This is a genomic window from Enterobacter sp. CPE_E890, assembly GCF_046521475.1.
GTDB classification, from domain to species: domain Bacteria; phylum Pseudomonadota; class Gammaproteobacteria; order Enterobacterales; family Enterobacteriaceae; genus Enterobacter; species Enterobacter adelaidei.
Genome location: NZ_JBKFZW010000004.1, coordinates 1 through 19,920 on the forward strand (window position 1 = coordinate 1; position 19,920 = coordinate 19,920).

Annotated in this window: 26 protein-coding genes; 4 read left to right on the top strand and 22 right to left on the bottom strand. The window is 43.4% G+C overall.

What is annotated here, in order from left to right:
- Positions 1-217: 217 nt before the first annotated feature.
- From ACLHV9_RS26305 to ACLHV9_RS26320, 4 genes are all read left to right on the top strand, one after another.
- Positions 218-805: a hypothetical protein gene (locus tag ACLHV9_RS26305; protein ID WP_326979377.1), complete on the top strand. Its 588-nt coding sequence runs from the start codon at positions 218-220 to the stop codon at positions 803-805.
- A 204-nt stretch (positions 806-1,009) separates the two neighbouring features.
- Positions 1,010-1,408: a hypothetical protein gene (locus ACLHV9_RS26310; protein WP_326979376.1), complete on the top strand. Its 399-nt coding sequence runs from the start codon at positions 1,010-1,012 to the stop codon at positions 1,406-1,408.
- A gap of 345 nt (positions 1,409-1,753) precedes the next feature.
- Complete coding sequence (locus ACLHV9_RS26315) at positions 1,754-2,824, top strand: hypothetical protein (RefSeq protein WP_326979375.1); 1,071 nt, start codon at positions 1,754-1,756, stop codon at positions 2,822-2,824.
- A gap of 83 nt (positions 2,825-2,907) precedes the next feature.
- Positions 2,908-3,588, top strand: coding sequence for an SOS response-associated peptidase family protein (locus tag ACLHV9_RS26320; RefSeq protein WP_326979374.1), 681 nt, complete (start codon positions 2,908-2,910; stop codon positions 3,586-3,588).
- 32 nt (positions 3,589-3,620) lie between these two features.
- Here the strand turns inward: ACLHV9_RS26320 and ACLHV9_RS26325 are convergent, their stop codons facing one another.
- The 22 genes from ACLHV9_RS26325 to ACLHV9_RS26430 all read right to left on the bottom strand — a co-directional run bounded on the left by ACLHV9_RS26325 (position 3,621) and on the right by ACLHV9_RS26430 (position 19,918).
- The gene (locus ACLHV9_RS26325; RefSeq protein ID WP_326979373.1) at positions 3,621-4,022 is read right to left on the bottom strand and encodes a hypothetical protein; all 402 of its coding nucleotides are present in this window, start codon (positions 4,020-4,022) and stop codon (positions 3,621-3,623) included.
- A gap of 40 nt (positions 4,023-4,062) precedes the next feature.
- A complete protein-coding gene (locus ACLHV9_RS26330) occupies positions 4,063-4,347 on the bottom strand; it encodes a DNA-binding protein (protein WP_407221250.1) in 285 nt (94 codons plus the stop codon).
- Between the two features lie 71 nt (positions 4,348-4,418).
- The gene (locus ACLHV9_RS26335) at positions 4,419-4,751 is read right to left on the bottom strand and encodes a type II toxin-antitoxin system RelE/ParE family toxin (RefSeq protein WP_326979371.1); all 333 of its coding nucleotides are present in this window, start codon (positions 4,749-4,751) and stop codon (positions 4,419-4,421) included.
- Positions 4,752-4,840: 89 nt separating this feature from the next.
- Complete coding sequence (locus tag ACLHV9_RS26340) at positions 4,841-5,287, bottom strand: hypothetical protein (RefSeq protein WP_326979370.1); 447 nt, start codon at positions 5,285-5,287, stop codon at positions 4,841-4,843.
- Between the two features lie 3 nt (positions 5,288-5,290).
- On the bottom strand, positions 5,291-5,578 hold the full coding sequence (locus ACLHV9_RS26345) for a hypothetical protein (protein WP_410397579.1): 288 nt from the start codon (positions 5,576-5,578) through the stop codon (positions 5,291-5,293).
- 39 nt (positions 5,579-5,617) lie between these two features.
- A complete protein-coding gene (locus ACLHV9_RS26350; RefSeq protein ID WP_326979369.1) occupies positions 5,618-5,947 on the bottom strand; it encodes a hypothetical protein in 330 nt (109 codons plus the stop codon).
- A 65-nt stretch (positions 5,948-6,012) separates the two neighbouring features.
- The gene (locus ACLHV9_RS26355; protein WP_407221245.1) at positions 6,013-7,929 is read right to left on the bottom strand and encodes a ParB N-terminal domain-containing protein; all 1,917 of its coding nucleotides are present in this window, start codon (positions 7,927-7,929) and stop codon (positions 6,013-6,015) included.
- A gap of 330 nt (positions 7,930-8,259) precedes the next feature.
- Positions 8,260-9,528 (bottom strand): Y-family DNA polymerase, encoded by a 1,269-nt coding sequence (locus ACLHV9_RS26360; RefSeq protein ID WP_326979367.1) that lies wholly within the window; start codon positions 9,526-9,528, stop codon positions 8,260-8,262.
- Complete coding sequence (umuD, locus tag ACLHV9_RS26365) at positions 9,528-9,956, bottom strand: translesion error-prone DNA polymerase V autoproteolytic subunit (RefSeq protein WP_326979366.1); 429 nt, start codon at positions 9,954-9,956, stop codon at positions 9,528-9,530. The genes ACLHV9_RS26360 and umuD overlap by 1 nt, the downstream gene beginning before the upstream one ends.
- Before the next feature lie 287 nt (positions 9,957-10,243).
- On the bottom strand, positions 10,244-10,549 hold the full coding sequence (locus ACLHV9_RS26370) for a hypothetical protein (protein WP_326979365.1): 306 nt from the start codon (positions 10,547-10,549) through the stop codon (positions 10,244-10,246).
- Between the two features lie 95 nt (positions 10,550-10,644).
- A complete protein-coding gene (locus ACLHV9_RS26375; RefSeq protein ID WP_326979364.1) occupies positions 10,645-11,025 on the bottom strand; it encodes a hypothetical protein in 381 nt (126 codons plus the stop codon).
- 72 nt (positions 11,026-11,097) lie between these two features.
- Positions 11,098-11,835, bottom strand: a complete 738-nt coding sequence (locus ACLHV9_RS26380; protein ID WP_407221246.1) for a hypothetical protein — start codon at positions 11,833-11,835, stop codon at positions 11,098-11,100.
- 4 nt (positions 11,836-11,839) lie between these two features.
- Positions 11,840-12,172, bottom strand: coding sequence for a hypothetical protein (locus tag ACLHV9_RS26385; RefSeq protein ID WP_326979361.1), 333 nt, complete (start codon positions 12,170-12,172; stop codon positions 11,840-11,842).
- Between the two features lie 81 nt (positions 12,173-12,253).
- Positions 12,254-12,730, bottom strand: coding sequence for a thermonuclease family protein (locus tag ACLHV9_RS26390; RefSeq protein WP_326979450.1), 477 nt, complete (start codon positions 12,728-12,730; stop codon positions 12,254-12,256).
- Positions 12,731-12,869: 139 nt separating this feature from the next.
- Positions 12,870-13,355 (bottom strand): lytic transglycosylase domain-containing protein, encoded by a 486-nt coding sequence (locus ACLHV9_RS26395; RefSeq protein WP_326979360.1) that lies wholly within the window; start codon positions 13,353-13,355, stop codon positions 12,870-12,872.
- Positions 13,331-14,050 (bottom strand): prepilin peptidase, encoded by a 720-nt coding sequence (locus tag ACLHV9_RS26400; RefSeq protein WP_407221247.1) that lies wholly within the window; start codon positions 14,048-14,050, stop codon positions 13,331-13,333. The genes ACLHV9_RS26395 and ACLHV9_RS26400 overlap by 25 nt, the downstream gene beginning before the upstream one ends.
- Positions 14,051-14,052: 2 nt before the next feature.
- Positions 14,053-14,472, bottom strand: a complete 420-nt coding sequence (pilM, locus tag ACLHV9_RS26405) for a type IV pilus biogenesis protein PilM (protein WP_326979359.1) — start codon at positions 14,470-14,472, stop codon at positions 14,053-14,055.
- A 19-nt stretch (positions 14,473-14,491) separates the two neighbouring features.
- On the bottom strand, positions 14,492-15,796 hold the full coding sequence (gene pilV, locus ACLHV9_RS26410; RefSeq protein WP_407221248.1) for a shufflon system plasmid conjugative transfer pilus tip adhesin PilV: 1,305 nt from the start codon (positions 15,794-15,796) through the stop codon (positions 14,492-14,494).
- Positions 15,797-15,798: 2 nt separating this feature from the next.
- On the bottom strand, positions 15,799-16,746 hold the full coding sequence (locus tag ACLHV9_RS26415) for an ATPase, T2SS/T4P/T4SS family (RefSeq protein WP_326979356.1): 948 nt from the start codon (positions 16,744-16,746) through the stop codon (positions 15,799-15,801).
- Positions 16,747-16,795: 49 nt separating this feature from the next.
- Positions 16,796-17,305, bottom strand: coding sequence for a type 4 pilus major pilin (locus ACLHV9_RS26420; RefSeq protein ID WP_326979447.1), 510 nt, complete (start codon positions 17,303-17,305; stop codon positions 16,796-16,798).
- 11 nt (positions 17,306-17,316) lie between these two features.
- Positions 17,317-18,381, bottom strand: a complete 1,065-nt coding sequence (locus ACLHV9_RS26425; protein ID WP_326979446.1) for a type II secretion system F family protein — start codon at positions 18,379-18,381, stop codon at positions 17,317-17,319.
- On the bottom strand, positions 18,374-19,918 hold the full coding sequence (locus ACLHV9_RS26430; RefSeq protein ID WP_326979445.1) for a GspE/PulE family protein: 1,545 nt from the start codon (positions 19,916-19,918) through the stop codon (positions 18,374-18,376). The genes ACLHV9_RS26425 and ACLHV9_RS26430 overlap by 8 nt, the downstream gene beginning before the upstream one ends.
- Between the last annotated feature and the right edge of the window lie 2 nt (positions 19,919-19,920).

The following is a 19,920-nucleotide window of genomic DNA, read 5'->3' on the forward strand; positions in this document are numbered from 1 at the left end:
TCTGACAAAGCTGCACATTCAGTTAACGTTCTGGCTAATAAAACTGAAAGTGGACTTAATTCAGGGAGTAGACAACCGCGATCAAATCCTTCAGGCAATTCTAACGGTGGCGCACCAAAAAACAGTATAAAATAACCATCATTAAAAGGGGTATTTATTGCCCCTTCTTAAGATATGTGCTATTTTATAAGTAGTTAAATACCCTGAGGCCGTTAAAATGAAAAATAATTTAAAAACTGGCGTAGTGGAAAGAATTACAGGTAATGCTGTCACCTTAAAAGTTGGTGACAAGCGTGAATACATTGAGCTAAATGATGAAATTACATCAGGGCTATCTTTCGGCGACACAGTGAGAATTGTTTATACAAACGGTCGCATGGTTCGTGTATTTAATATTTCCACTGAAATACTATACGAAACAGACGTAAATCTGACCAAGTCCGGTTTCACGAAAAAACTAAGCCTCATTTTCATGATTACATCTGTGATTTGCGCCATACCGATTATCGGGGCGCTCTTAGGATTAGTGTTAATCGCCGGCATCATAGGCTCCTCCATTAAGTATGGAAACAGTGTACTGGCAAAGGTTACTGCACTGAGCATTGCCACTGCGATGGCCTATATAGCGGTTGCAACGACCTTGATGATAAATGGACATTTCCTGCTGTCATTTATTGTATGCACAGCTGTTGTTTACGTAGCGCTAACCCTAGCTTCAAAGATTCAAGATTCTCAAGCTTGGGCACTCAGCAAAGTTGCCGTTGCTGATGATCATTGTTTGAATTTCAAAGCAGTAAACTTATAATGTCGTAAATCCGTCGCACAATCGACGGTCGGGCTTGGAACCCCGTGATGCATAGTACAGTCCCCAGCAATGGCGGGCTGGGCGTGGCGCTACTTGTAGCGGCCGGTAGTGCATCCGGGTTCCAAACCATGTTCAGTTCGCCACCAATCCTGCTTGGAACCAGTTTTGGCGCGCTTAATGCACTAATATTTGGGACTGAAACCTATGCAAACACAAATCACCTGCGGTGATCACCGCAACTTCACCTTCTCCAATGACATCCAAATCAAGGCCGGCTTCCACCTCACCGTATTCATTGCTGACAACTGCAGCATAACTGCAGGGGCTGAATCTTACATACAGTGCAGAAACAACTGCGTTGTTATCGCAGGAGACAACAGCAGCATTGATACTGGCGCTTTTTGCAACGTAATCACTGGTTCAGATTCAACAGTGACCGCAGGACCAGGATCATCCGTCGCGGCCGGAGAAGGAACCGAAATTCGCTTTCAGTGGTGGTGTGGGAATGACCTTGAAACGACGATCGGGAAAGTTGGAGAGAAGGGTCTGATGCCAGCTGTTAAGTACCTCATTGTTGATGGCCGCATCACAGCCATTAATTAAATAGCCTGACGCACTATCACCAGGTTGCCGTTCATGCAGTCAATTGGTAAATCGGGGGTCCCTCCGGGTTCCGATTTAGTGGTTGACGGCGATACCTTGAAAAACCCTTTTAATGGGGGGTAGAACCCGCAAGGAGGCTACCCCCATGCTGAGCCAATCATAGCCTTTCCATGCACCTGGCCAACGAAGCCACCATTACCAGACATTTCCGCGATAACTAATATCAAAAAACCTTCTAGTGGTCCTGACAGTAACTGTATCATTTGGTAATTTAGTACCAGCTGCTCAATGGACATCATATGAAACCGCGATTAGCTTATCCTAAACTGTAAAATGGAATTGTTTATGAATGGGAACATTGAATTACTTAATTACAGCCAAGAAGCGATAAAGTTTCTTAATGAAACAGAACGGAATGTTTCGCGAATATTTCCCTTATCAGCGTATGTAATGCGGAAAGTAATAGACCTTATTTCAAAAAGCACAAAATTTATATTACCTAACTGCGCTGACTTTATAGACGTCGAAAGTTTCAGCCAAACACATCTCGATTTAGCACGACTTCCATATCCGGTAGTAACCTTTGAAATCCCCTGGGTAAAAGATACTCCATTAAAGGAATACAAAGATTTCCCCAATACACTTTCAACCAAACGCATTGCCTTGTGCATCGATTATTCAGATGAGCATAAACATCTTTGCCCTGTACCTAACCTCGATAGACTGCTGGAAAGCTTTCCACAGGGTGGTGTATTGGTTTTCTCTATCTACTTTAATGACCGCGATAAATCGTGGGTTTTATGCCAGGGCGGCTCATTCGTTCCATACGATAACCATCTTGAGAAGCTAAGTGAAGCAAAGCTCCAGTCACTACCAGCTTCTGTTCTGGCCACAGAACAACTTAAATCAGCTGGTCAACTACCAGACAAAAACCTCACACAGTTTATCGTTGAGCCATTCATCGCATTGCCGGAGTTCGCGAGTGAAATGGAGAGAGCCATGGGGGGACGGGATAAACTATTCGCAGATATCATTCTGAATACACGGGATGAAGTTTTCGCTTACATAGGTGCCTGTAGCCTTCTTAACTGCGCTAACGTCATCGTCGAACCTGTCATTGCAACCACCCCTGATACATCGAGGAAACTCCCTCCATCCGCGCGTAAGAAGCTTAAGCCAGTACCTAAGCCTAAGTTCGAATACAAGGTTCTTCAGATCTCAGATGAAAGAACGAGTCACTCAAAATCCAGCGCCGGTGCAACTGATGCTGCGGCAGGAACCCCAAGGCGTACCCATCTAAGGAGAGGTCATATAAGGCGACTAAAGGAACGTGTGATCTGGGTCCGACCGGCAGTCATCAATCCGGGGAGCTCCGTAGGGGTTATCAATAAGGATTACCAGTTGAAGACGTCTTAACTAGGCATTGCCACCTCTTACGGGGTCTGTGGGTACTTAAATGGCCTATAATTGAGTACTGACTGGAGGGACTGGAGGTTCGTATGTGTGGCCGCTTTTCTCAATCGCTTAGCCGTGAAGAATATCTTAGCGTGCTTACCGGCGACGTCGACAAGGATATCCCTTTCGACCCAGCGCCTATAGCTCGATACAATGTCGCGCCTGGGACGAAGGTTCTGATACTCAACCAACGTGGTGGAGCGTTGCATATCGATCCTGTTTTGTGGGGTTACGCTCCGCCATGGTGGGATAAACCGCCATTAATTAATGCTCGCGTTGAAACCGCGGCCTCAAGCCGCATGTTCCGTTCTCTTTGGGAAAATGGCCGAGCAATTTGCTTTGCCGACGGTTGGTTTGAATGGAAGAGAGAAGGGGACAAAAAGCAACCTTACTTCATTCACCACGTAGACAGAAAACCGATCATGATGGCAGCTATTGGAAGTACGCCCTTTGAACGTGGTGATGAGCAGGAAGGTTTTTTAATAGTGACTACAGCTGCAGACAAAGGGCTTGTTGATATACATGATCGGCGCCCTCTGGTTCTTACATATGAAGCAGCACAAGAGTGGCTTCGGCAGGATCATGACGGAAAAAACGCTGTAGGTATCGCAAATGATGGCGTAGTGCCTGCAGAAGATTTTACGTGGCACGCAGTTTCACGCGCGGTGGGTAATGTTAAGAACCAGGGGCGTGAGCTGATCGAGCCAGTCCCCAGCTCAACTTGAAGTAGATAGCCCCTACAGATGATTCATGCAAACTAATCCCGCGATTTGAACAACTGATGCAATTCATCAAGCATAATCAACACCCGGCGACCACTTTTACGGGGAAACATTCTCCGCATCTCCCGTGTCAGTTGCTTCTTATCCCATCCGTAAGGGAAAATAATGTGGTTACCTGTTTGAATAGATTTGTCACCAGGACCTGCAACTATACGCGCAACTTCATTGTTAAGCCGTTCTCCTCGCCAGCCGAAAGCAGCCAGCCGCTTGCGGATACGCGCAATGGGGAAATTTTTATCGGAGTGACGAGGAAAAAGAAGCGTACCGTCCTCATTACGTTTGACGCCAAACATATCCAGCGACTGCCGGATCATTACTGTTTGTGCTGGAAAATATTCACGTAAGCTTTCCATCATATGCCCTTCTATTGACGCCATAACGGCAGCGGAACTTAACCAATTCAAAATTTACTGAATATCAATGGTGGGCTTCACCAATTAAAGTCAGCTTCACACCCGCGGCAGAAGCGAGCTTCGCCAAATTTGCAATTGTTGGGTTGCCCTTTTCAGATAATGCACGGTATATACTTTGCCGGGCTAAACCTGTCTTCTTGGCCGCTTCGCCTATACCGCCCTTCGCTTCTAACACACGGCGTAACGCTATGAGAAATCCGCCTAAACCGCCTTCTTCGTTGATCTCTTCGAGTGCGGTCTTCAGGTAGAGCTCAGCATAATCAGGATCGGCTCGTAACTCTTCAATCATGAGTTTGTCACGGTCTACTGCTGGTGCGATTGTGACCGCGTTGTTGGCGATCTCCTTTTTACTCGCTACTGTCATTTTTTCGCCCTCGCTTTAAAGTCTTTGAGGTATTCAACTGCTTTATCTAAATCGGCGTCCTGCGTTTTTTTCGTTCCGCCGACGTATAACAGGATGATTTCACCGTCTTCTATCGAGTAGTAAACTCGGTAGCCTGGGCCATAATCAATTCGTAACTCCCAGACGCCATCCCTTTCAAATTTATGATCGCCAAAGTTACCCGCTTCGGCCCGGTCAATTCTGGTGTCTATCTTCGACGCAGCGATACGGTCTTTTTTCTTGAGCTTTGTTAACCAATCACTAAATGGTTTATCGCCATTCGTATCCTGGTAGAACTGAGATTTAAACATCCCGTTTCCCCTTACTCCCTGATTCACTCAATTGTCACTTATAAGAGACATAAAATCAAGTGAGTGTAACTTAAAAGAGTCACTTTCTTTTAGCGCTTTGGTCCCGCCTTTTTTTCGTATACGAAAATTTCGTTCTCGAGTAGTGCGGCATGTATCCAGCCAGCTGCAGTCAGCCGATCCAAAGCAGGGGAGAGCTTACACAGCTTTTCAACATAACCTTCATCAGGCAATAACTTCCCGGCACGGACCTGGATAGCTGCAACGCCAGCCCACTCACTTTCAGTTCCGGGAACCCAGCCAGACTTAAGAAGCAGATTCAGCATTGCTTGTGCCGCCCATGCAGGTGACTTTCCTGTACTGGCCCAGTCTGTAAACGTGTTTCCCGGGAGCATACGAGGCTCATTAAGTAACCCGACACAAACAGCCTCATTAACAACCTGCTCTATGGCCAGAGCCGGTGATAACCCACACCGGATTGACCACTGCTTTGCTATTTGTATGCGGAAACTGGCAGCAAGTTTTGAAAAATCTCGCATGAACTATTCTTCCTCCACTTCAATGCCATCTTCCAGCGTTATACCGTGCCAATCATCGGCCCAGCTGGTGAATCCCGGCGAATCAATGCTTGGCATATGCACGCTTGCAGTGTGATAGCCACTGTCGCCATTAATGGTGGCAACGTGCTCTCCGTTGTATGCGCTCAGTGTGTCCAGAACGCTATAGAACTTTCCTCCGGCAGCTCGGAAATCCTTTACCGCTTTCTCTAGGCGTTTCCATGCCTTTTCCTGCGCCGGCGTAAGATCGATTAATTCCTGCAAAGTGGCCATGCTCACTCTCCTTCAAATTTGGTACCACGGAGCTGGAAATTAGCCCCTTGAATGGCAATAGTGCGCCCCATCGGGTCTGTCTGAAACTGTACCGCAGCGAGGACAAGGCTCAGGCGGAAAAATTGATTTGCGACATAAATCCCAAATACCTTGCGCGTCAAATCCTGCGTCACACATATCGCTCATCGCGTCCAGTACGTGTGGCGGTATATCGTCCGGTACGGTAAGCGATGCCAGCGCGATTTCCAATTCGCGCTTGTTCATCAGCGCTTCAATGCGGAGGCTAATGTTATGCTGCATATCTGGCTTTATTCGCGCAGCCTTTGTGGTGATGTGCGCGATTAACTGTTCTTTGGTGAATTCCATCATTCAATCTCCTATTTTCGTTATATAAAGCGTAAAGAGGGTGGCAAATACATACCACCCCGGGATAATCACATAAAATCAGGAACCCATTTAATTCCTTCGATCAGTTGCTCAGCACGCTTAGCTGCATCACCTTTTTTGAAAGCCATAAACTCGTCTTTGTTAACGCTGACGCCAGCCTGAGTAAGTTGGTCGATCATTCCTTCTTTCTTGAGACGACTCCATAAGTTTTGAGCTGTAGGTTTCCAGTACTCATGAATATCGAAGTTCATTGCAAATTCGAGTTTTTGAAGATTACTTTTCTTCTTGGGTTCGTACTGAGATACGGAACCGTCCAGCGTAGCAGCGACACAGAAAGCCTGTAGCTCGAGTAACTGGTCTATTCCTAATGACGTCAACAGTGTGAAATCGTCTTCCCAACCTTTAGGGAGTGATTCGGACCACTTGGCCTTGGCCATTCTAAGCTGTTTAACTGCCTCACCATCTTCGCAACCAGGGGCGGCTTCGATCATCGTGCTAGTTGTTTCCTGAATGGTGATGCAAGCTGGATTCTGATGATAACCAGCGCTGAAAACTGACAGAGCAAGCTTCTGAACGGTCAGAGCCAATGCAATTTCCGGCTTTTGTAGCAAAGCAGCCTGGACTGCCAGAGTGCGTTCACATGACAGTGATCTGGCCAGCGCAGCTGAAACTTGTGTGACAGGAACGACCGTACCGTCAGTGTTTACTTTTACGGCTTTGTTTTCTTTACTGGCTTTATCAACAAGCTTCATCAACCCACGCGTAAAAACAATATCGCCATGATAGCCAATTGAAACAATGACGCCACGCTGTGATTTATATTCCTTGGTGAACTCGGCCGCATCCAGTATTTCGCTCTTCTGCTGTTCAAGCTCATTACGCTCTTTTGATAAAGGACGAAGGGCTTCCCATTTTTTCTCACCGCTGAGTTCTTCGGCCTCGTCCATTGCAAATTTAACATTTTCGAGCTTATCGTAAATAATCTCTAACTGATTCTGCTGTTCTGTAGTAAATGCATAATCTTCAAGCTGTGGTCGCGGGAATTCATAACGCTTTGAATCATCACCCCAACTCTCAAGACGCTCCTGACTACCGTACCAGCTCCATCCCTCATTATTAGCGACTTGCTCAGCGAGAACTTGCAATTTATTAAGTGCCAACTCCTGAACAAGGGACGGATTCAAAATATAACCACCATGACTCTCATGTTGGGTAAAGAGATCATGTTTAATTTCACCACCTGTATCACGGTAAGCATCTATGCCAATGACTTTGATATATTTATTATCGCTAACAGGTTCCTCTTCATTCAAAGCCAGACGACGCAAGTCCTTCGGACTCTTATCATAAGAACAATTTTCCCATGCTTTTAACTGGAGGTCGTGGTCGTCAGTAATGCTCAAAGCAATTAACTGATTTAATGAAATTTTATTATTCCTCAGTAGCTGCATTAACTCAGGAGCCATGTTAGCCAGCTTCATCAACTTCCTGACATAGTAGGCTTTATAGCCAAACTTGGCTGCAATCACTTCTACTGAATCACCATTATTAGCAAGTTCGTTGACGGATACGATCAGGTCTGACAGATGCATATCAACGCGGTCATTGTTTTCGGAGATTGAGACTACAAGCGCATCAGCTTTATCAATGAAATCAACGCGCACAGGATAATCGTCGTCAATTGCACCAACACGATGGAGGTAATCAAGAGCCATAAGTCTACGCTGACCTGCGGCGACAAACCAACAGTTCTGCTCAACTTCGTCATCGCTGAACACGATTAAGTTTTGTAAAAGATTACGCGCTGCTATTGATCTCGCAAGACTAATAATACCGCGTTTAAAATTTAACGTATCAACATTATGTTTGCGGGCATTAAGTGATGTCTGACGCAGTTTTTTATATGGTACAGTAGAAGAAACAGCATTGATATTGCTGATAGTGGAAGCGGTATTATTTAACATGTTAGCTCTCCTTTGAGAATGGCCAGTGCCGGAAGTGAACAACAATGAATCCACAATGGACGTTCATTTGTCATTTCAATAAAGATATTATGCCAGGATAAAACATTGAACACAACAAAATATAGCGCAATAATTAATATTTATTTCCATGTGATAACACCCTGAATAATTATAATCAAAAAAACTAATTCCTGTATGTTCAGTCAATAACTAAATCGGGGGTCCCTTTGGGTTCCGATTTAGTTGTTTACTGATGTTTTAGAAATAGCCTATTTATTGGGGGTGGTCGCCCATAGGGAGGCCACCCCCATACCAGACGGATTTAATCTTTTATAACTTTGCAGCAGGAATTTCGTTCCATCTGGTCGTATATGCTGGCGAAAGCATTTCTCTCTTCATCTGCCACTGCTGCTGCACGCCCTGTCCGGCAAAGAAAAGCGTACCCCTCCCGCCTTTGGCGTTAAGCAAGTCGATAACGCTCATAAGCTTCTCGCTGTCTGCACGAGGCGCGTTCTCGTCAAAGAGATTGAGCTGAGCAACACCTTGGCTGAAGAAGTCCCCAAGCATGATCCCCGCCTTTTGGTATCGATGGCCATCCTTCCAGATTAGATTTAAACACTTCGCTGCCGCTTCAATGATGTCTCTGCTGTCCTGGGTAGGCGTGAGAAGCTTCACTGATGCACTGTTGCCGTAATAGCGCTCATTGGCGGCAAATGGTGACGTCTTAACGAACGTCGATATGTATCGGCAGTACTGATGTTCACCGCGCAGCTTCTCTGCCGCGCGTGCGGCGTAAGAGCATATGGCCTGGTGCATTTCCTCGTAATCTGTAATGCGCTGCCCGAATGACCGGGAACACACGATCTCCTGTTTAACCGGCGCGAACTCTTCCAGCTCCAGGCATGTCTCCCCGCGCAGCTCGCGCACGGTACGTTCCAGTACCACGTTAAAGTGCTTCCTGATTACGACTATATGCGTGTCTGCAAGCTCCAGAGCCGTTTTAATGCCCATGGCTTCCAGTTTCTTGCTGATACGTCGACCAACTCCCCAGACCTCATCTACGGGCAATAGCGCCATAAGCTTACGCTGACGTTCAACATTCGACAGGTCAACGACTCCGCCGGTTGCTTTCCAGGTCTTTGCGGCGTGATTCGCCAGTTTTGCTAAAGTCTTGGTTTGCGCGATTCCCACACCAACAGCCAGACCGGTATTCCTTCTCACGGCATCCTTCAGTTCGTGGCCAAACTCATCAAGCATCCGACAGTTCAGAACACCGGTCAGGTCACAAAAGGCCTCGTCAATGCTGTAAATTTCCACGCGAGGGCTCATTTCCTCAAGCGTGGACATGAATCTCTGACTCATGTCCGAGTAAAGCTCGTAATTGGAGCTGAAGCAAACCACGCCCTGCTGCCGGAAGTAGTCCTTACACTTGAAGTACGGATCGCCCATTTTTATGCCAAGCATTTTTGCCTCGGCCGATCTTGCTATTACGCAACCGTCATTGTTGGATAGCACGACAACTGGTTTACCCCATAGGTCAGGGCGGAATACCTTCTCGCAGCTCGCATAAAACGAGTTCACATCTACCAGGGCAAACATTAGTCTCGCCCCCGGGTTTTGTGGATGAAGGCTGTCACCACCCCAAAAATCTGGAGATGATCAGGATCTGGCCAGAGAGTAGGGTAATCGGGATTCATCGCCTGTAGTCCCGGTCGGGGTGTCAGTAGCAATTTTTTTACGGTGAACTCTCCGTCGATTTCGGCAATTACGACGTCGCCGTGCTGTGGGCGTTCGGCCTTGTCCACAATGAGCAGATCGCCGCTGTGCAGACCAATATCTCGCATCGAGTTGCCGATGGCCCGGACAAAATAAGTAGAACTGCGCCTCTGGATGCAATACTCATTCAGGTCCAGCTCGGACTCTGTGTAATCAGCTGCCGGAGAGGGGAAGCCTGCTTGGCATCTTTCCAGGAAAAGAGGGAATGAAAGTCTTTCTGGTGTGAATGCTGCTGAATAGATCCGGAGCATAAGCCCTCCAATAATACTGTATGTGCATACAGTATTATTGGAGTTTTTGGAATTCTTGCAAGAGTAGAATCTTGGACTTTATCTAATCTAATGATTTTTAACAGCTTAAGGATTACCGAGTTGGGTGGAAGGATCGTCGAAGGCGAGGGGAGGTGACAAAGCACAAGTGGAGGGTGTAGCCATCATTGTCTTGCCGTGAACGCGGCAAGACAATGGGGTGATGGTTTGAAAAGGATTGTCTTCAATCCCAGGTCAAACTCTGCAGGCAATGTTTCGATTACTTGCCCTCACCATTTATGGCCCCATACATATGCCATGCAAAGCTGTAATGGAAGACTATGTTTAGTCGACATAAACTCAGCACATTGATTATCATCAAAAACAGGTAGTCCATCCTGTACGTTAAGAAGGTGAGGACTTTCTTTTCTCTCTTGTTCCAGGATACTACTATCAAAAAGACCACTTAATGTAATACCGACAAGATCCATGTAATGCCACTGTGCCGTTTCTAAATCATCAAGAGTCTTTATAGGGTTTTCAATTTTAGAAAGCAAAATTTCCAGCTCATATTCTGCCTGTGCTTTATTCATCATTATTTACCGTCAAGTGTAAACGCCTCTGCTACCTGACATTTATTTCAGGTGGTGGAGGGGTTGGACAAGAGAAACGCGTCAGTTCTGTTAGTGGATCAAGTTACATCCTGGATTAAATAAGGGAAGCTGATTTGCACGTCGCTGACATCATTATCAAACCATATATCATAAAAATCATGTGATTGTTCGTAAGAACCATTTTCACGATAGAGTTTTTCTTCTTGAGCCTTTGCATACATAAAGGAAAACTGCATAAACTCTATGAACTGGACATTACCCGGATCAACAAAACCCATCACATATTGTTTACCTTCACGCTGAAAAGATTTTTGCCAGTCGTGAGAATCAGTAAAAAGTCGTTCAAGCGTAGCCAAGTCGGTTTTACCAGAAAAAAACAAGCCAGCCAAAGAGCCGTAATTACCTACGTGTAAATCAACATAACAATCATGAGTAAAATCAATTTTACTGAAATCCATAACAACCACCTTATGTAATAACCGCTTGCTCCGACAAAGTCAGTCAACTAAACAAAGTACATATACTCACCCTTACCAGCCATACGGATAAGCAGGGAATGTCAACCAGCTTTCAAGCAGGTATTCGGTTTGTTTGTTCCAGTAAAAATAAAATCCTCTTGAGTTAAAAAATACTGGGTGATTATTAATTTCACCGATGCTTTGCGCTCCTTCAAACAAAGGATTAACATAAAAATCATCTTCGAAAGAATCAGTGAGATTAGACGCGACGAAATCCTTACGAGATAGTTTTGTTATATTATCACGCTCATCATCAAAACCTACCGTTCCACCCGTGAATGCTCTGTGTTCAAAATTTCCCCATGTCAGTTCATCTAATGAATCGACATGTTTTTGTGTAATTTCAAGAAATGATTTTTTAACTGGTTCCTTATCATCATAGTTGGCCTTTTCGGGGAAGCTGATAAGAAGCTCAGCCGTTTCACCCTTATCATGATTGAATAAAGGTTTTAACTCCTCCTCGTTTTCAAATTCTTTCTTAAATGCTTCAATATCACGCACGAAACAAGACATATAGTAATATCTGTCCGTCTGGAATAATCCTTGCAAATCCTCACCATGAAGCAAAGAAAACTGGCAAATGCGATCATATAAATCCATTAGATTTTTATAATCGTCATTAGGAACTATTAACTCTACTTCAGCCGCACTTTCTGTCATGCTCTGTGTAACGTAAACATCTGCACTTACAAGCACATGACCAACACATATACGATTATTGAAACGTTCTTTATCAGATTCAGTCATCATTGTTTTATTCCTTTTTATTGTCTGTTGGTTGCGGCATTCCAAAATGAATTCTGCTTTTAAACGTTTTCTCCAGCATTTCTAGAAGTTCAAAAAGGGTGACAAGATTTTTTATTTGCGGTGAATACAAATCATCTAAAATCGTATCATCACCGAATGAAAAGGTTGTATCTGCAACTTTACTTTTGTCACCATGAGCGAAAATGTCACACACTATCCATTCATTACAACGAGTGTAAGCGTAAATATGGATATCAACGCTATCTGTACCGAATACGCTTACAACATCCTGATATTTACGCTCACACCATTCATTAATTTTACTATCATACGATTTCATAAGCACAATCCTTATACAGTTAACCTCTTCACTGCCTGATATTTATTTAAGGCGGTGAAGGGTTTGGACAAGCGAATCCCGTCAGTTCTGTTTATGCCGCCACACCCACGGAGGAACAGGTTGATTATCAGCCCACAGGCCGCGCTTATGTTCTATGGCGACCAGTTGCAGAGCTGGTAATGCCTGATCTGCGTTGTAGTAGTCATACACCCATGCCGCGCCAGACTGCACCATAAAGTGACTGACCTCCGTACCGTTCGCCGTAAACACGCTCCCCAAGATTCGCCCATAACGATCAGTCTGCTTATAAGTGACCGTTACGACTTGTCCGGCAATCAAGGATTTTAGCTGCTCCGTTGACCATCGACCAAAAGGCTGTTTTGTTTCAGGAGCATCAATATTCATTAAACGAATACGCAGCGGGGTTTCATCAACGGGCAAGTGTTGAGGCAAGGCTTTAACCTCTATAGTGTCGCCATCGAGAACCCGCACCACTTTACCCTTCATTTCTGCGGCATATACTGTGTTTACACATAACAATAAAACGAAGGCGGTCATAACCAAGACAATTAACATTAAACCTGAATAACATGAACCATCAGTTATTAATATCTTACCTCCTTTACGCTTTTTTACTATCAATATAGACTCAGAGCTGTCAATTAACTGACCAACAATATGTATAACCTTCATATTTCTATCCCTCACCAGTTAAAGCAAGGTACTTCTCATATACCTTTTTCGCATACTTCATACGAAATGGCGCATTGGCTCCTTTAAAACCAGCATTATATGCACCCACAGATTCCCAATTAACACCATTTGCAGAAATATTCTTCGCTAGTATCCATGCACCAACATAAATATTTTGGCATGGCTTTTGTAATAATTCATACCTCGTAATTCCCATTTGAGCCAACGTAGGAAGCCATGACGAGTTAATCTGCATTAGTCCGAGATCCTCACTAACAACTACACCTTTTTTACGGTTATATCCAATTGCTCCTGGATTCATACCACTCTCAACCTGAGCAATTGCAATAAGCAATCGGTGATCAATCTGAAAGCGCTCAGAAGCCTGAATAAAGCATTGTTTGTAAATGCTTTCAGAAGGTGATGAAGCAGCGAAGCTAATGAAAGAAATAAAAAAGATCTGGACTACAAGAAGCCTGAGAATAAGCATATATTGAATCCTGTGAAGGTGAAATACGCTACCGTGACAAGAGGGATCTGCTTAACCCACCGCATCAAAATCAACATAATAGCTAGAGTAACTAGCATAGTTCCCGCTGCGTACTCAGGTATGAGCATCAAGCCGATTGATAGAAACACATAATAATCCCCCGATGCTATCCATGATTCTTTCTTTACTACATAGCCATATAAACTTAACAGTAAAACCGGCATTACGTAAAATGCAACGGAATACAACGATTCCGAAAAATCCTTTGAATTTAGTGAATACACTGATATTGCGATTAATGCATATATAACAGGATCAGGAATCCATCGTGTACACGCGTCAGTGTACGCGGTTATTGCTAACGTCAGGCAAAAAACAAACAAAAGAACATCAGATGAAAGGTAATAAACCAAAACGGCTATTGAGAACACTAGAATTGAAAAATGAGGTAAGTGTTTAACCACCTCTTTTTCTGCCATAAGTTCGATGCAGCTTTCAATAGCTCTTTTTTTCTGCCATCGATAAATGGAAGGAAGTAGTACAGTAAGCATAAACGCTGCTATTAATGACAATGAAATAAAACCAATTAGCATATGATCAACTAAATAATTCGTATACAGATACGTGACACCAAAACCAATCGCAAAAAAAACAATTATAAAGTTGAATGTAAGTGAATAAAAATACGACTTCATTACTACCTCACATAAACAATATAACCAGCCGGAATGAAAGTAGGTTTAGCTATAGTTCCAGAGTTTGTTTTAATGACTGTGTTATCACTAATACCAACAAGCGCACTGTTGTCCGTTGCTTTCATTACCTCAGATAGAACACCACTAATTGACGGCATATAAACATACCCGTAACCACCACTAACATTCATTTTCACTGTGGTGTCTACGGGTAACCATGTTGGTAATGTAACCTGGCTGGTTACATCACCATTTGCGCTGCTGTGCGTGAGATAATATGTATCAAACGCTGATGTATAGTTAAGAAACAACGAAGCTTTATTTGTTCTTAATGATTCATTATAGCTTTCTTTACTATCATCAGAATTCTGATAAAAAGCTACCAAAAGCGTAAAGAATGCAACAATTAACATAGACTTCATTTTCACCCCCATGTAATTGCTAAAATGAGGCGCAGGAGGCAACTACCTGAAAACAGGTTTCGCCTTTGCTGTTATTTGGAGTATTTACAACAAAACGATTATGCTCTGGATCGAGTGTCATTGAATCTGGTGAGTTGTGACTTGAACCACTTGACCACCCCCTTAATCCGTAAGAACCACCAATGGCTACCGTACCAGCAGGGCAGTTAGCAACTATCTGGGTTTGATTCTCACAAGTTGTTTCTCCCCAAACAATATCTACTTTAATCTTGCCTGAGCCTGCCCACACTCCATCCTGACAAGATAGTGGCGCACCTTTTACATCACGGCTATATGCACCATTTACCGGGCAGGACGCACCAGATACGTTTATCTTATCTAACGTCAGAACTCCGGCAACCGAGGCATCACCATCTGATCGCAGGCTTCCAGCCTTGACCTGGCCACTGGTATAAATTGATTTGCCATTAAATGCCCTGATATAGGTGGAGTCAGTCATTTGAAACCCACCTCCCCACTTTTCGTTATACCAGCCAGTGTCACCTGTGGTGCGGAACCAACCGCCTGTATAGGTTTCTCCCGCAGTACGGGTTGTCTGAGCGTTTACATTGGTTGCCGTAACGTTCGTGGAATTAACGTTAGTAGCGTTAAGTGTCGCTGTAGTTGTTGTAGCGGCATTGGTAATGTCCTTAGCCCCCATATTAAGTGCGGTACTCATTGTATTCAGCTCAGGATGTCCCGGAACGGCTTTACGATACAGGTAATCACTGACGTTATTCCCATCCTCATAAAATCCAGCGATAACCACGCTTCCATCACCAGGGTTATACCCACCGAACGCCGACAGGTTCATTGTCCAGCTTCCTAATGCACCTTGTGCAATACCGTTGTCTATGATTCCACCATCTGAACCAATCCCTATAGCAATCTTTCGTGCCAGGCTTTTTGACAGTGACACGCCACCATTCAAAAAGGTCATTGAATTAAGTTTATTTGTTGTAGGTTCAAAGACTCGAGTTTGATACGTTGCTGAAAAATTATTCTGAGAAGAGAATCCAGTTGGAAGATAGCCGCCGTTAATTAACTCAGGGACACCAAAGATAAATGGCGTTGTAGCAGTCGCTGCGGCAGCAATCGTGCTTTGGTTATCTTTAATATAAAGATTTACTGCCTGCTGCACCCGCTTTGCTTGTGAGGCCGCAACGGTAGCCCTAGACTGATCCAGAATCCAATTACTCATGGGAACAATAATCACAGCAAAAACGAGAAGGAATATCACAATAGCTGAAACCGCATCACTTATTTGTGCAACGCCTTTTTTCATAATTACACACCTTTTAAATTGTAACTCGCACGATTAAAATCATCTGTAAGTGCTTTATAATTACCCTGAGAGATTTTTGCTCTGATAGAATCCTTTTGAGTATGGTGGACTAAATTATATCCGCTGATATCAATATCATGACCAACTATCTCGCCATCACGAATTGATGTTCTCATTGTTTGGTGAGCAATAATGTAAAGCGTATTAGCGATATTGTGTTTTGCATTAGGGTTTATCTCTTCGCAAAACATAACATAGCGTTCAATTGCATCAAAAATAGATGAGGCATGAATAGTAGAAACTACAAACATAGTTAGAGAGGCTTTAAGCACTTCATGCGCGGTTTCGCTATCACGGATCTCACCAAGCAACATACACGAAGCGCCGGTTCGCCAAGCTTTTTTAGTCGCTGAAGAATAAGACTCATGCTGACCCACTTCCATTTGCATACAACGCCCAGCACCATGCCGACCATTAAGTAATGTCTCTATCGGGTCTTCTATCGAAACGCCTAAACCTCCGGTTATCTCGATACGCCGTTTCAGAACTGATGCTGCCGTTGTCGTCTTCCCGCATCCCATTTCTCCAGCAATGAGGACTAGCCCTGTGGCCGCTTTTAGCTCTATGGAATGACGTAAATCTGTTGTCAATGGAATATCGGTAAAATCGAGTATATGTTTTGGTGTTTGACGAATGACAAAACTAACACCGTCAAAAGCACTGCTTAAAACAGTAATTCTGTAAACACGCTGGCCGTATCGCAACGGGAACTCAGTCTTACCTGTTTCTTCAAATATTTTAGTACATTCATATTTTAGTTTATTTGCATCTTCTACATACGCCACCGGAAGCTCAGAAATAAATGATGAGGCTCCTTTAAGACCTTTGATTTCAGAGTAATCATAACCGAGAATCAAATCGATAAAATTCAAGTCATTTAGCATATTCATTTCTTTGCCTGATTAATGCCCCATAAGGGGCATTTTATTAAAGTTATTATTATGATTTGGTAGTAAACACCACTGTATTACTATCCGTAGTACAGGCTGAAGTAGCCATTACCGCTGTAACTTCACCAGTGAACGATTGAGAGTTGATTTTCGTTGAAGCCATCTCAGACGTACCTAACTTTTGTGAAAGGTTGATACAGTCCTTATTTGAAAGCATTGTGTCTGTTATAGTGAAACCAACACCTGCGCCTTTGACTGAGATTGTACCTCCGCTGCGGTTACTAATCGTGCTACCAGAGTAAGCAACAGTGCTAGGTAAGGCTCCAGCATTAATAAGTGCCTGGTTATAGTCTGAAGTACCATATCCACTATTAGCTCTCATATTTTTAGTTTCATTAATGAGGTTGCTGATAACAGTAACTTCATTCGTTGCGTAGAACTTAGAGTAACCTAAATACATCAACGCCGCTACAGCAGCGATTAAAACCATCGTGATACCCAGTGAAGAAACAGAATCAGTGATGTTTGCAATACCACGTTTAATTTTTACAATTTTCATGATTTTTTTCCTTAGTGAAAAAATGCTTGTTGAATTAAGTCAGACATGATTAATATTAATAACCCGATTGAAGCCGCGCACCCGAAGTAACAAAGCAATCGGATCAGCTCTCCCGTTTTCTCAACGGATGAAACTGTTTTTTCGAGCCACTTACCTGCAAATCGCTTTAAAGACCCCTCAGAATTAGATGTTTCAAAAAGACTTTTCATCTTGATGATTGCTGCATCGCCTGGAAACTCATACCCGATTACATCCAGCGCCGAACCTAAGTTCTCTTCGCCTTCTTCAATGGCTCTAAGAATCGCTTCCAGACGTTCGAGCATCCACGGAGATTCACATGAATTAACCATGTAATTTATAGCGGTTTCCATCGGGATACCTGCTGAAAGCATGGCATTCACATTCAAAATAAATGTTGCACCATTTAAGCGCTTATAAATTGAAAACGGCGGGAATTTATCAAAAATGAATCTGACATTTCCCGTCCATTGTGAAAGTGATTTATATATTGCATAACTCACCGTCACAAGTACAAACAGAATGACATACCAGTATTCGGTGATAATGACATAAAAATACCATACACCCAATTGTGCCATGTTCCATTTTTCCAGCGGAACATTTTGCTTTAAAACAGGAACAAGCAAGACGGAAAACATAACCACAACACTAAAGGATAACGAAAACATATACGTCATTATCATTAGTGAAGATTTTATAGACTGAAGTAATTTTTCAGAACCCTGGGCAATAAATGTAGCGTTTAGAAACCCATCTGAAACTTTACCTGCAACTTCACATGATTCGATGATACTTAACTCCTGGTCAGGAATCCATTCTCTTAACGAATCAGCAAGTGAATAGCCAGCATTAACATTTTGCCTGCATTCATTTAATATTTGTCCTATAGGATTACCGGGATTCTTCCCTCTCCTGGTATAGTTTTCAATTAACTTATCGAACGTTGCTAGCAAACTCAGACCGTCAAGAAGATATTGCCTGAAATCATCATATAGCTCTATACGGTCTGCTGCACTGAAAGTACGTTGATATATATATCGTTCGAAGTTATTCATTGAATTTTTCATCCCTGTCAAGATTACATATTTTTTTATGTGCAATAACAGGATCGACTTTCCCCTGATTAATCAGATTCGTTATATTTTCACATAACGTTTCACCTCCGTTTTTTCGCCAGTATTTCCATGCTGCGAATTTACCTTCTTTCTCATACAGAGACATAAATGAATAATTTGTTTCTATTACTTCAAAAACACCAGTACGCCCCTTTACACCAGTGCCATCACAATGCTCACAGCCTTGCTTATTGATGAGAAAGGCATTTTGAGAATCGGTGTGCTTATCGATAAGCTCTCTAAGCTCCTTTTCAATCCCCTCATTATTCGCACCATAAGGTAGTCGGCAATGTGGGCACAGCAACGGCGCAAGCCGTAGACCAATAAGACATGTAATCAGTGTTGCATCCGTCAGCAAATCCTGATCAACACCGAACCGCCGCAAACGCTGAATAATGTCAATGGGATGACTGGTATGAATAGTCGTGATTACATTATGGCCTGTTTGCGCAGCCTCAATAACGCCTGTAGCTGATGTGCTATCCCTGACTTCCCCGATATAAATGAAATCAGGGTCTAAACGCATGAGATTGGAAATTGCTTTACCCCATGCTTTCCCCATTAAATCACGGTCACTGCGATCAGCAAGTATAAGGGGTGTCTGCACAGCTCCACGTATGGGGGACTCAATAGGATCTTCAACTGTAACCAGATTAATACCAGAATCATCACGAGTGACGCTTTCGGCCATGCATTGAGAAAGTGTCGATTTCCCATGTCCCGTTGGTCCACTGGAAAAGATCGCCCCTGACGGCTTGGAAAGCGTTCTCCTGATAGCTGAAGCTTGTTTCTGTGTTAATCCAAGATCTTCTAACTCAAGCTGCTGCTTGCGCTTTGTAATCAACCGGACAACTGCCAGCAACGTGTCAGAGTTCCCAGGGCGGCTGGCGAATCGCCCTGTACTTAGCCCGAACTCAGATACATACTCTTCTTTAAGACGCGCATCACTGGATTCTGTAGTGCTCAAAGTCGGAGTGCTTTGCTCTGTACACATTGAATTATACAAAGTATTAACCAGAAGCCGACCCTGTTCGGCAGAATCACCAAACATCGTCATTGGGCGTTTTATTCCGTCAATACGGAATGAAACCTGAAAGTACGATGGGTCTATTCTGAAGTGAATATCAGAAGCACGCAATTCAACGGCATTCTTAATGATTGAAATGACTTTATTTTGCGTTGGGGTATTCTTATCTGACATTGAAGATTCTGTAGAGTCAAAGGCATTTGACACTTCAGCTAACTCTTCTCGACTTACCCAGATAGTCTTAGGATTAATTTCTTTTTTTCGTAACTGTTTCTTAAAATCAAAATAATGCGGATCATTATCAAACTGAGATACGACAAAAAGATGATAGCTACCTTCATTATTGTCTTTTAGAAGACACAAATTGTCAGTTATTTCAATTGGAATGTTAACCCCTTGTAAATACTGGGAAGTATTTACAAGAGTATGTGAACGTTCAGAGTATTGCATAA

Bases quoted from the DNA above. Each gene is read 5' to 3' on its own strand.
- ACLHV9_RS26305 (WP_326979377.1), top strand. From the start codon at position 218: ATGAAAAATAATTTAAAAACTGGCGTAGTGGAAAGAATTACAGGTAAT.
- ACLHV9_RS26310 (WP_326979376.1), top strand. From the start codon at position 1,010: ATGCAAACACAAATCACCTGCGGTGATCACCGCAACTTCACCTTCTCC.
- ACLHV9_RS26315 (WP_326979375.1), top strand. From the start codon at position 1,754: ATGAATGGGAACATTGAATTACTTAATTACAGCCAAGAAGCGATAAAG.
- ACLHV9_RS26320 (WP_326979374.1), top strand. From the start codon at position 2,908: ATGTGTGGCCGCTTTTCTCAATCGCTTAGCCGTGAAGAATATCTTAGC.
- ACLHV9_RS26325 (WP_326979373.1), bottom strand. From the start codon at position 4,022: ATGGCGTCAATAGAAGGGCATATGATGGAAAGCTTACGTGAATATTTT.
- ACLHV9_RS26330 (WP_407221250.1), bottom strand. From the start codon at position 4,347: ATGATTGAAGAGTTACGAGCCGATCCTGATTATGCTGAGCTCTACCTG.
- ACLHV9_RS26335 (WP_326979371.1), bottom strand. From the start codon at position 4,751: ATGTTTAAATCTCAGTTCTACCAGGATACGAATGGCGATAAACCATTT.
- ACLHV9_RS26340 (WP_326979370.1), bottom strand. From the start codon at position 5,287: ATGCGAGATTTTTCAAAACTTGCTGCCAGTTTCCGCATACAAATAGCA.
- ACLHV9_RS26345 (WP_410397579.1), bottom strand. From the start codon at position 5,578: ATGGCCACTTTGCAGGAATTAATCGATCTTACGCCGGCGCAGGAAAAG.
- ACLHV9_RS26350 (WP_326979369.1), bottom strand. From the start codon at position 5,947: ATGATGGAATTCACCAAAGAACAGTTAATCGCGCACATCACCACAAAG.
- ACLHV9_RS26355 (WP_407221245.1), bottom strand. From the start codon at position 7,929: ATGTTAAATAATACCGCTTCCACTATCAGCAATATCAATGCTGTTTCT.
- ACLHV9_RS26360 (WP_326979367.1), bottom strand. From the start codon at position 9,528: ATGTTTGCCCTGGTAGATGTGAACTCGTTTTATGCGAGCTGCGAGAAG.
- umuD (WP_326979366.1), bottom strand. From the start codon at position 9,956: ATGCTCCGGATCTATTCAGCAGCATTCACACCAGAAAGACTTTCATTC.
- ACLHV9_RS26370 (WP_326979365.1), bottom strand. From the start codon at position 10,549: ATGATGAATAAAGCACAGGCAGAATATGAGCTGGAAATTTTGCTTTCT.
- ACLHV9_RS26375 (WP_326979364.1), bottom strand. From the start codon at position 11,025: ATGGATTTCAGTAAAATTGATTTTACTCATGATTGTTATGTTGATTTA.
- ACLHV9_RS26380 (WP_407221246.1), bottom strand. From the start codon at position 11,835: ATGATGACTGAATCTGATAAAGAACGTTTCAATAATCGTATATGTGTT.
- ACLHV9_RS26385 (WP_326979361.1), bottom strand. From the start codon at position 12,172: ATGAAATCGTATGATAGTAAAATTAATGAATGGTGTGAGCGTAAATAT.
- ACLHV9_RS26390 (WP_326979450.1), bottom strand. From the start codon at position 12,730: ATGACCGCCTTCGTTTTATTGTTATGTGTAAACACAGTATATGCCGCA.
- ACLHV9_RS26395 (WP_326979360.1), bottom strand. From the start codon at position 13,355: ATGCTTATTCTCAGGCTTCTTGTAGTCCAGATCTTTTTTATTTCTTTC.
- ACLHV9_RS26400 (WP_407221247.1), bottom strand. From the start codon at position 14,050: ATGAAGTCGTATTTTTATTCACTTACATTCAACTTTATAATTGTTTTT.
- pilM (WP_326979359.1), bottom strand. From the start codon at position 14,472: ATGAAGTCTATGTTAATTGTTGCATTCTTTACGCTTTTGGTAGCTTTT.
- pilV (WP_407221248.1), bottom strand. From the start codon at position 15,796: ATGAAAAAAGGCGTTGCACAAATAAGTGATGCGGTTTCAGCTATTGTG.
- ACLHV9_RS26415 (WP_326979356.1), bottom strand. From the start codon at position 16,746: ATGAATATGCTAAATGACTTGAATTTTATCGATTTGATTCTCGGTTAT.
- ACLHV9_RS26420 (WP_326979447.1), bottom strand. From the start codon at position 17,305: ATGAAAATTGTAAAAATTAAACGTGGTATTGCAAACATCACTGATTCT.
- ACLHV9_RS26425 (WP_326979446.1), bottom strand. From the start codon at position 18,381: ATGAATAACTTCGAACGATATATATATCAACGTACTTTCAGTGCAGCA.
- ACLHV9_RS26430 (WP_326979445.1), bottom strand. From the start codon at position 19,918: ATGCAATACTCTGAACGTTCACATACTCTTGTAAATACTTCCCAGTAT.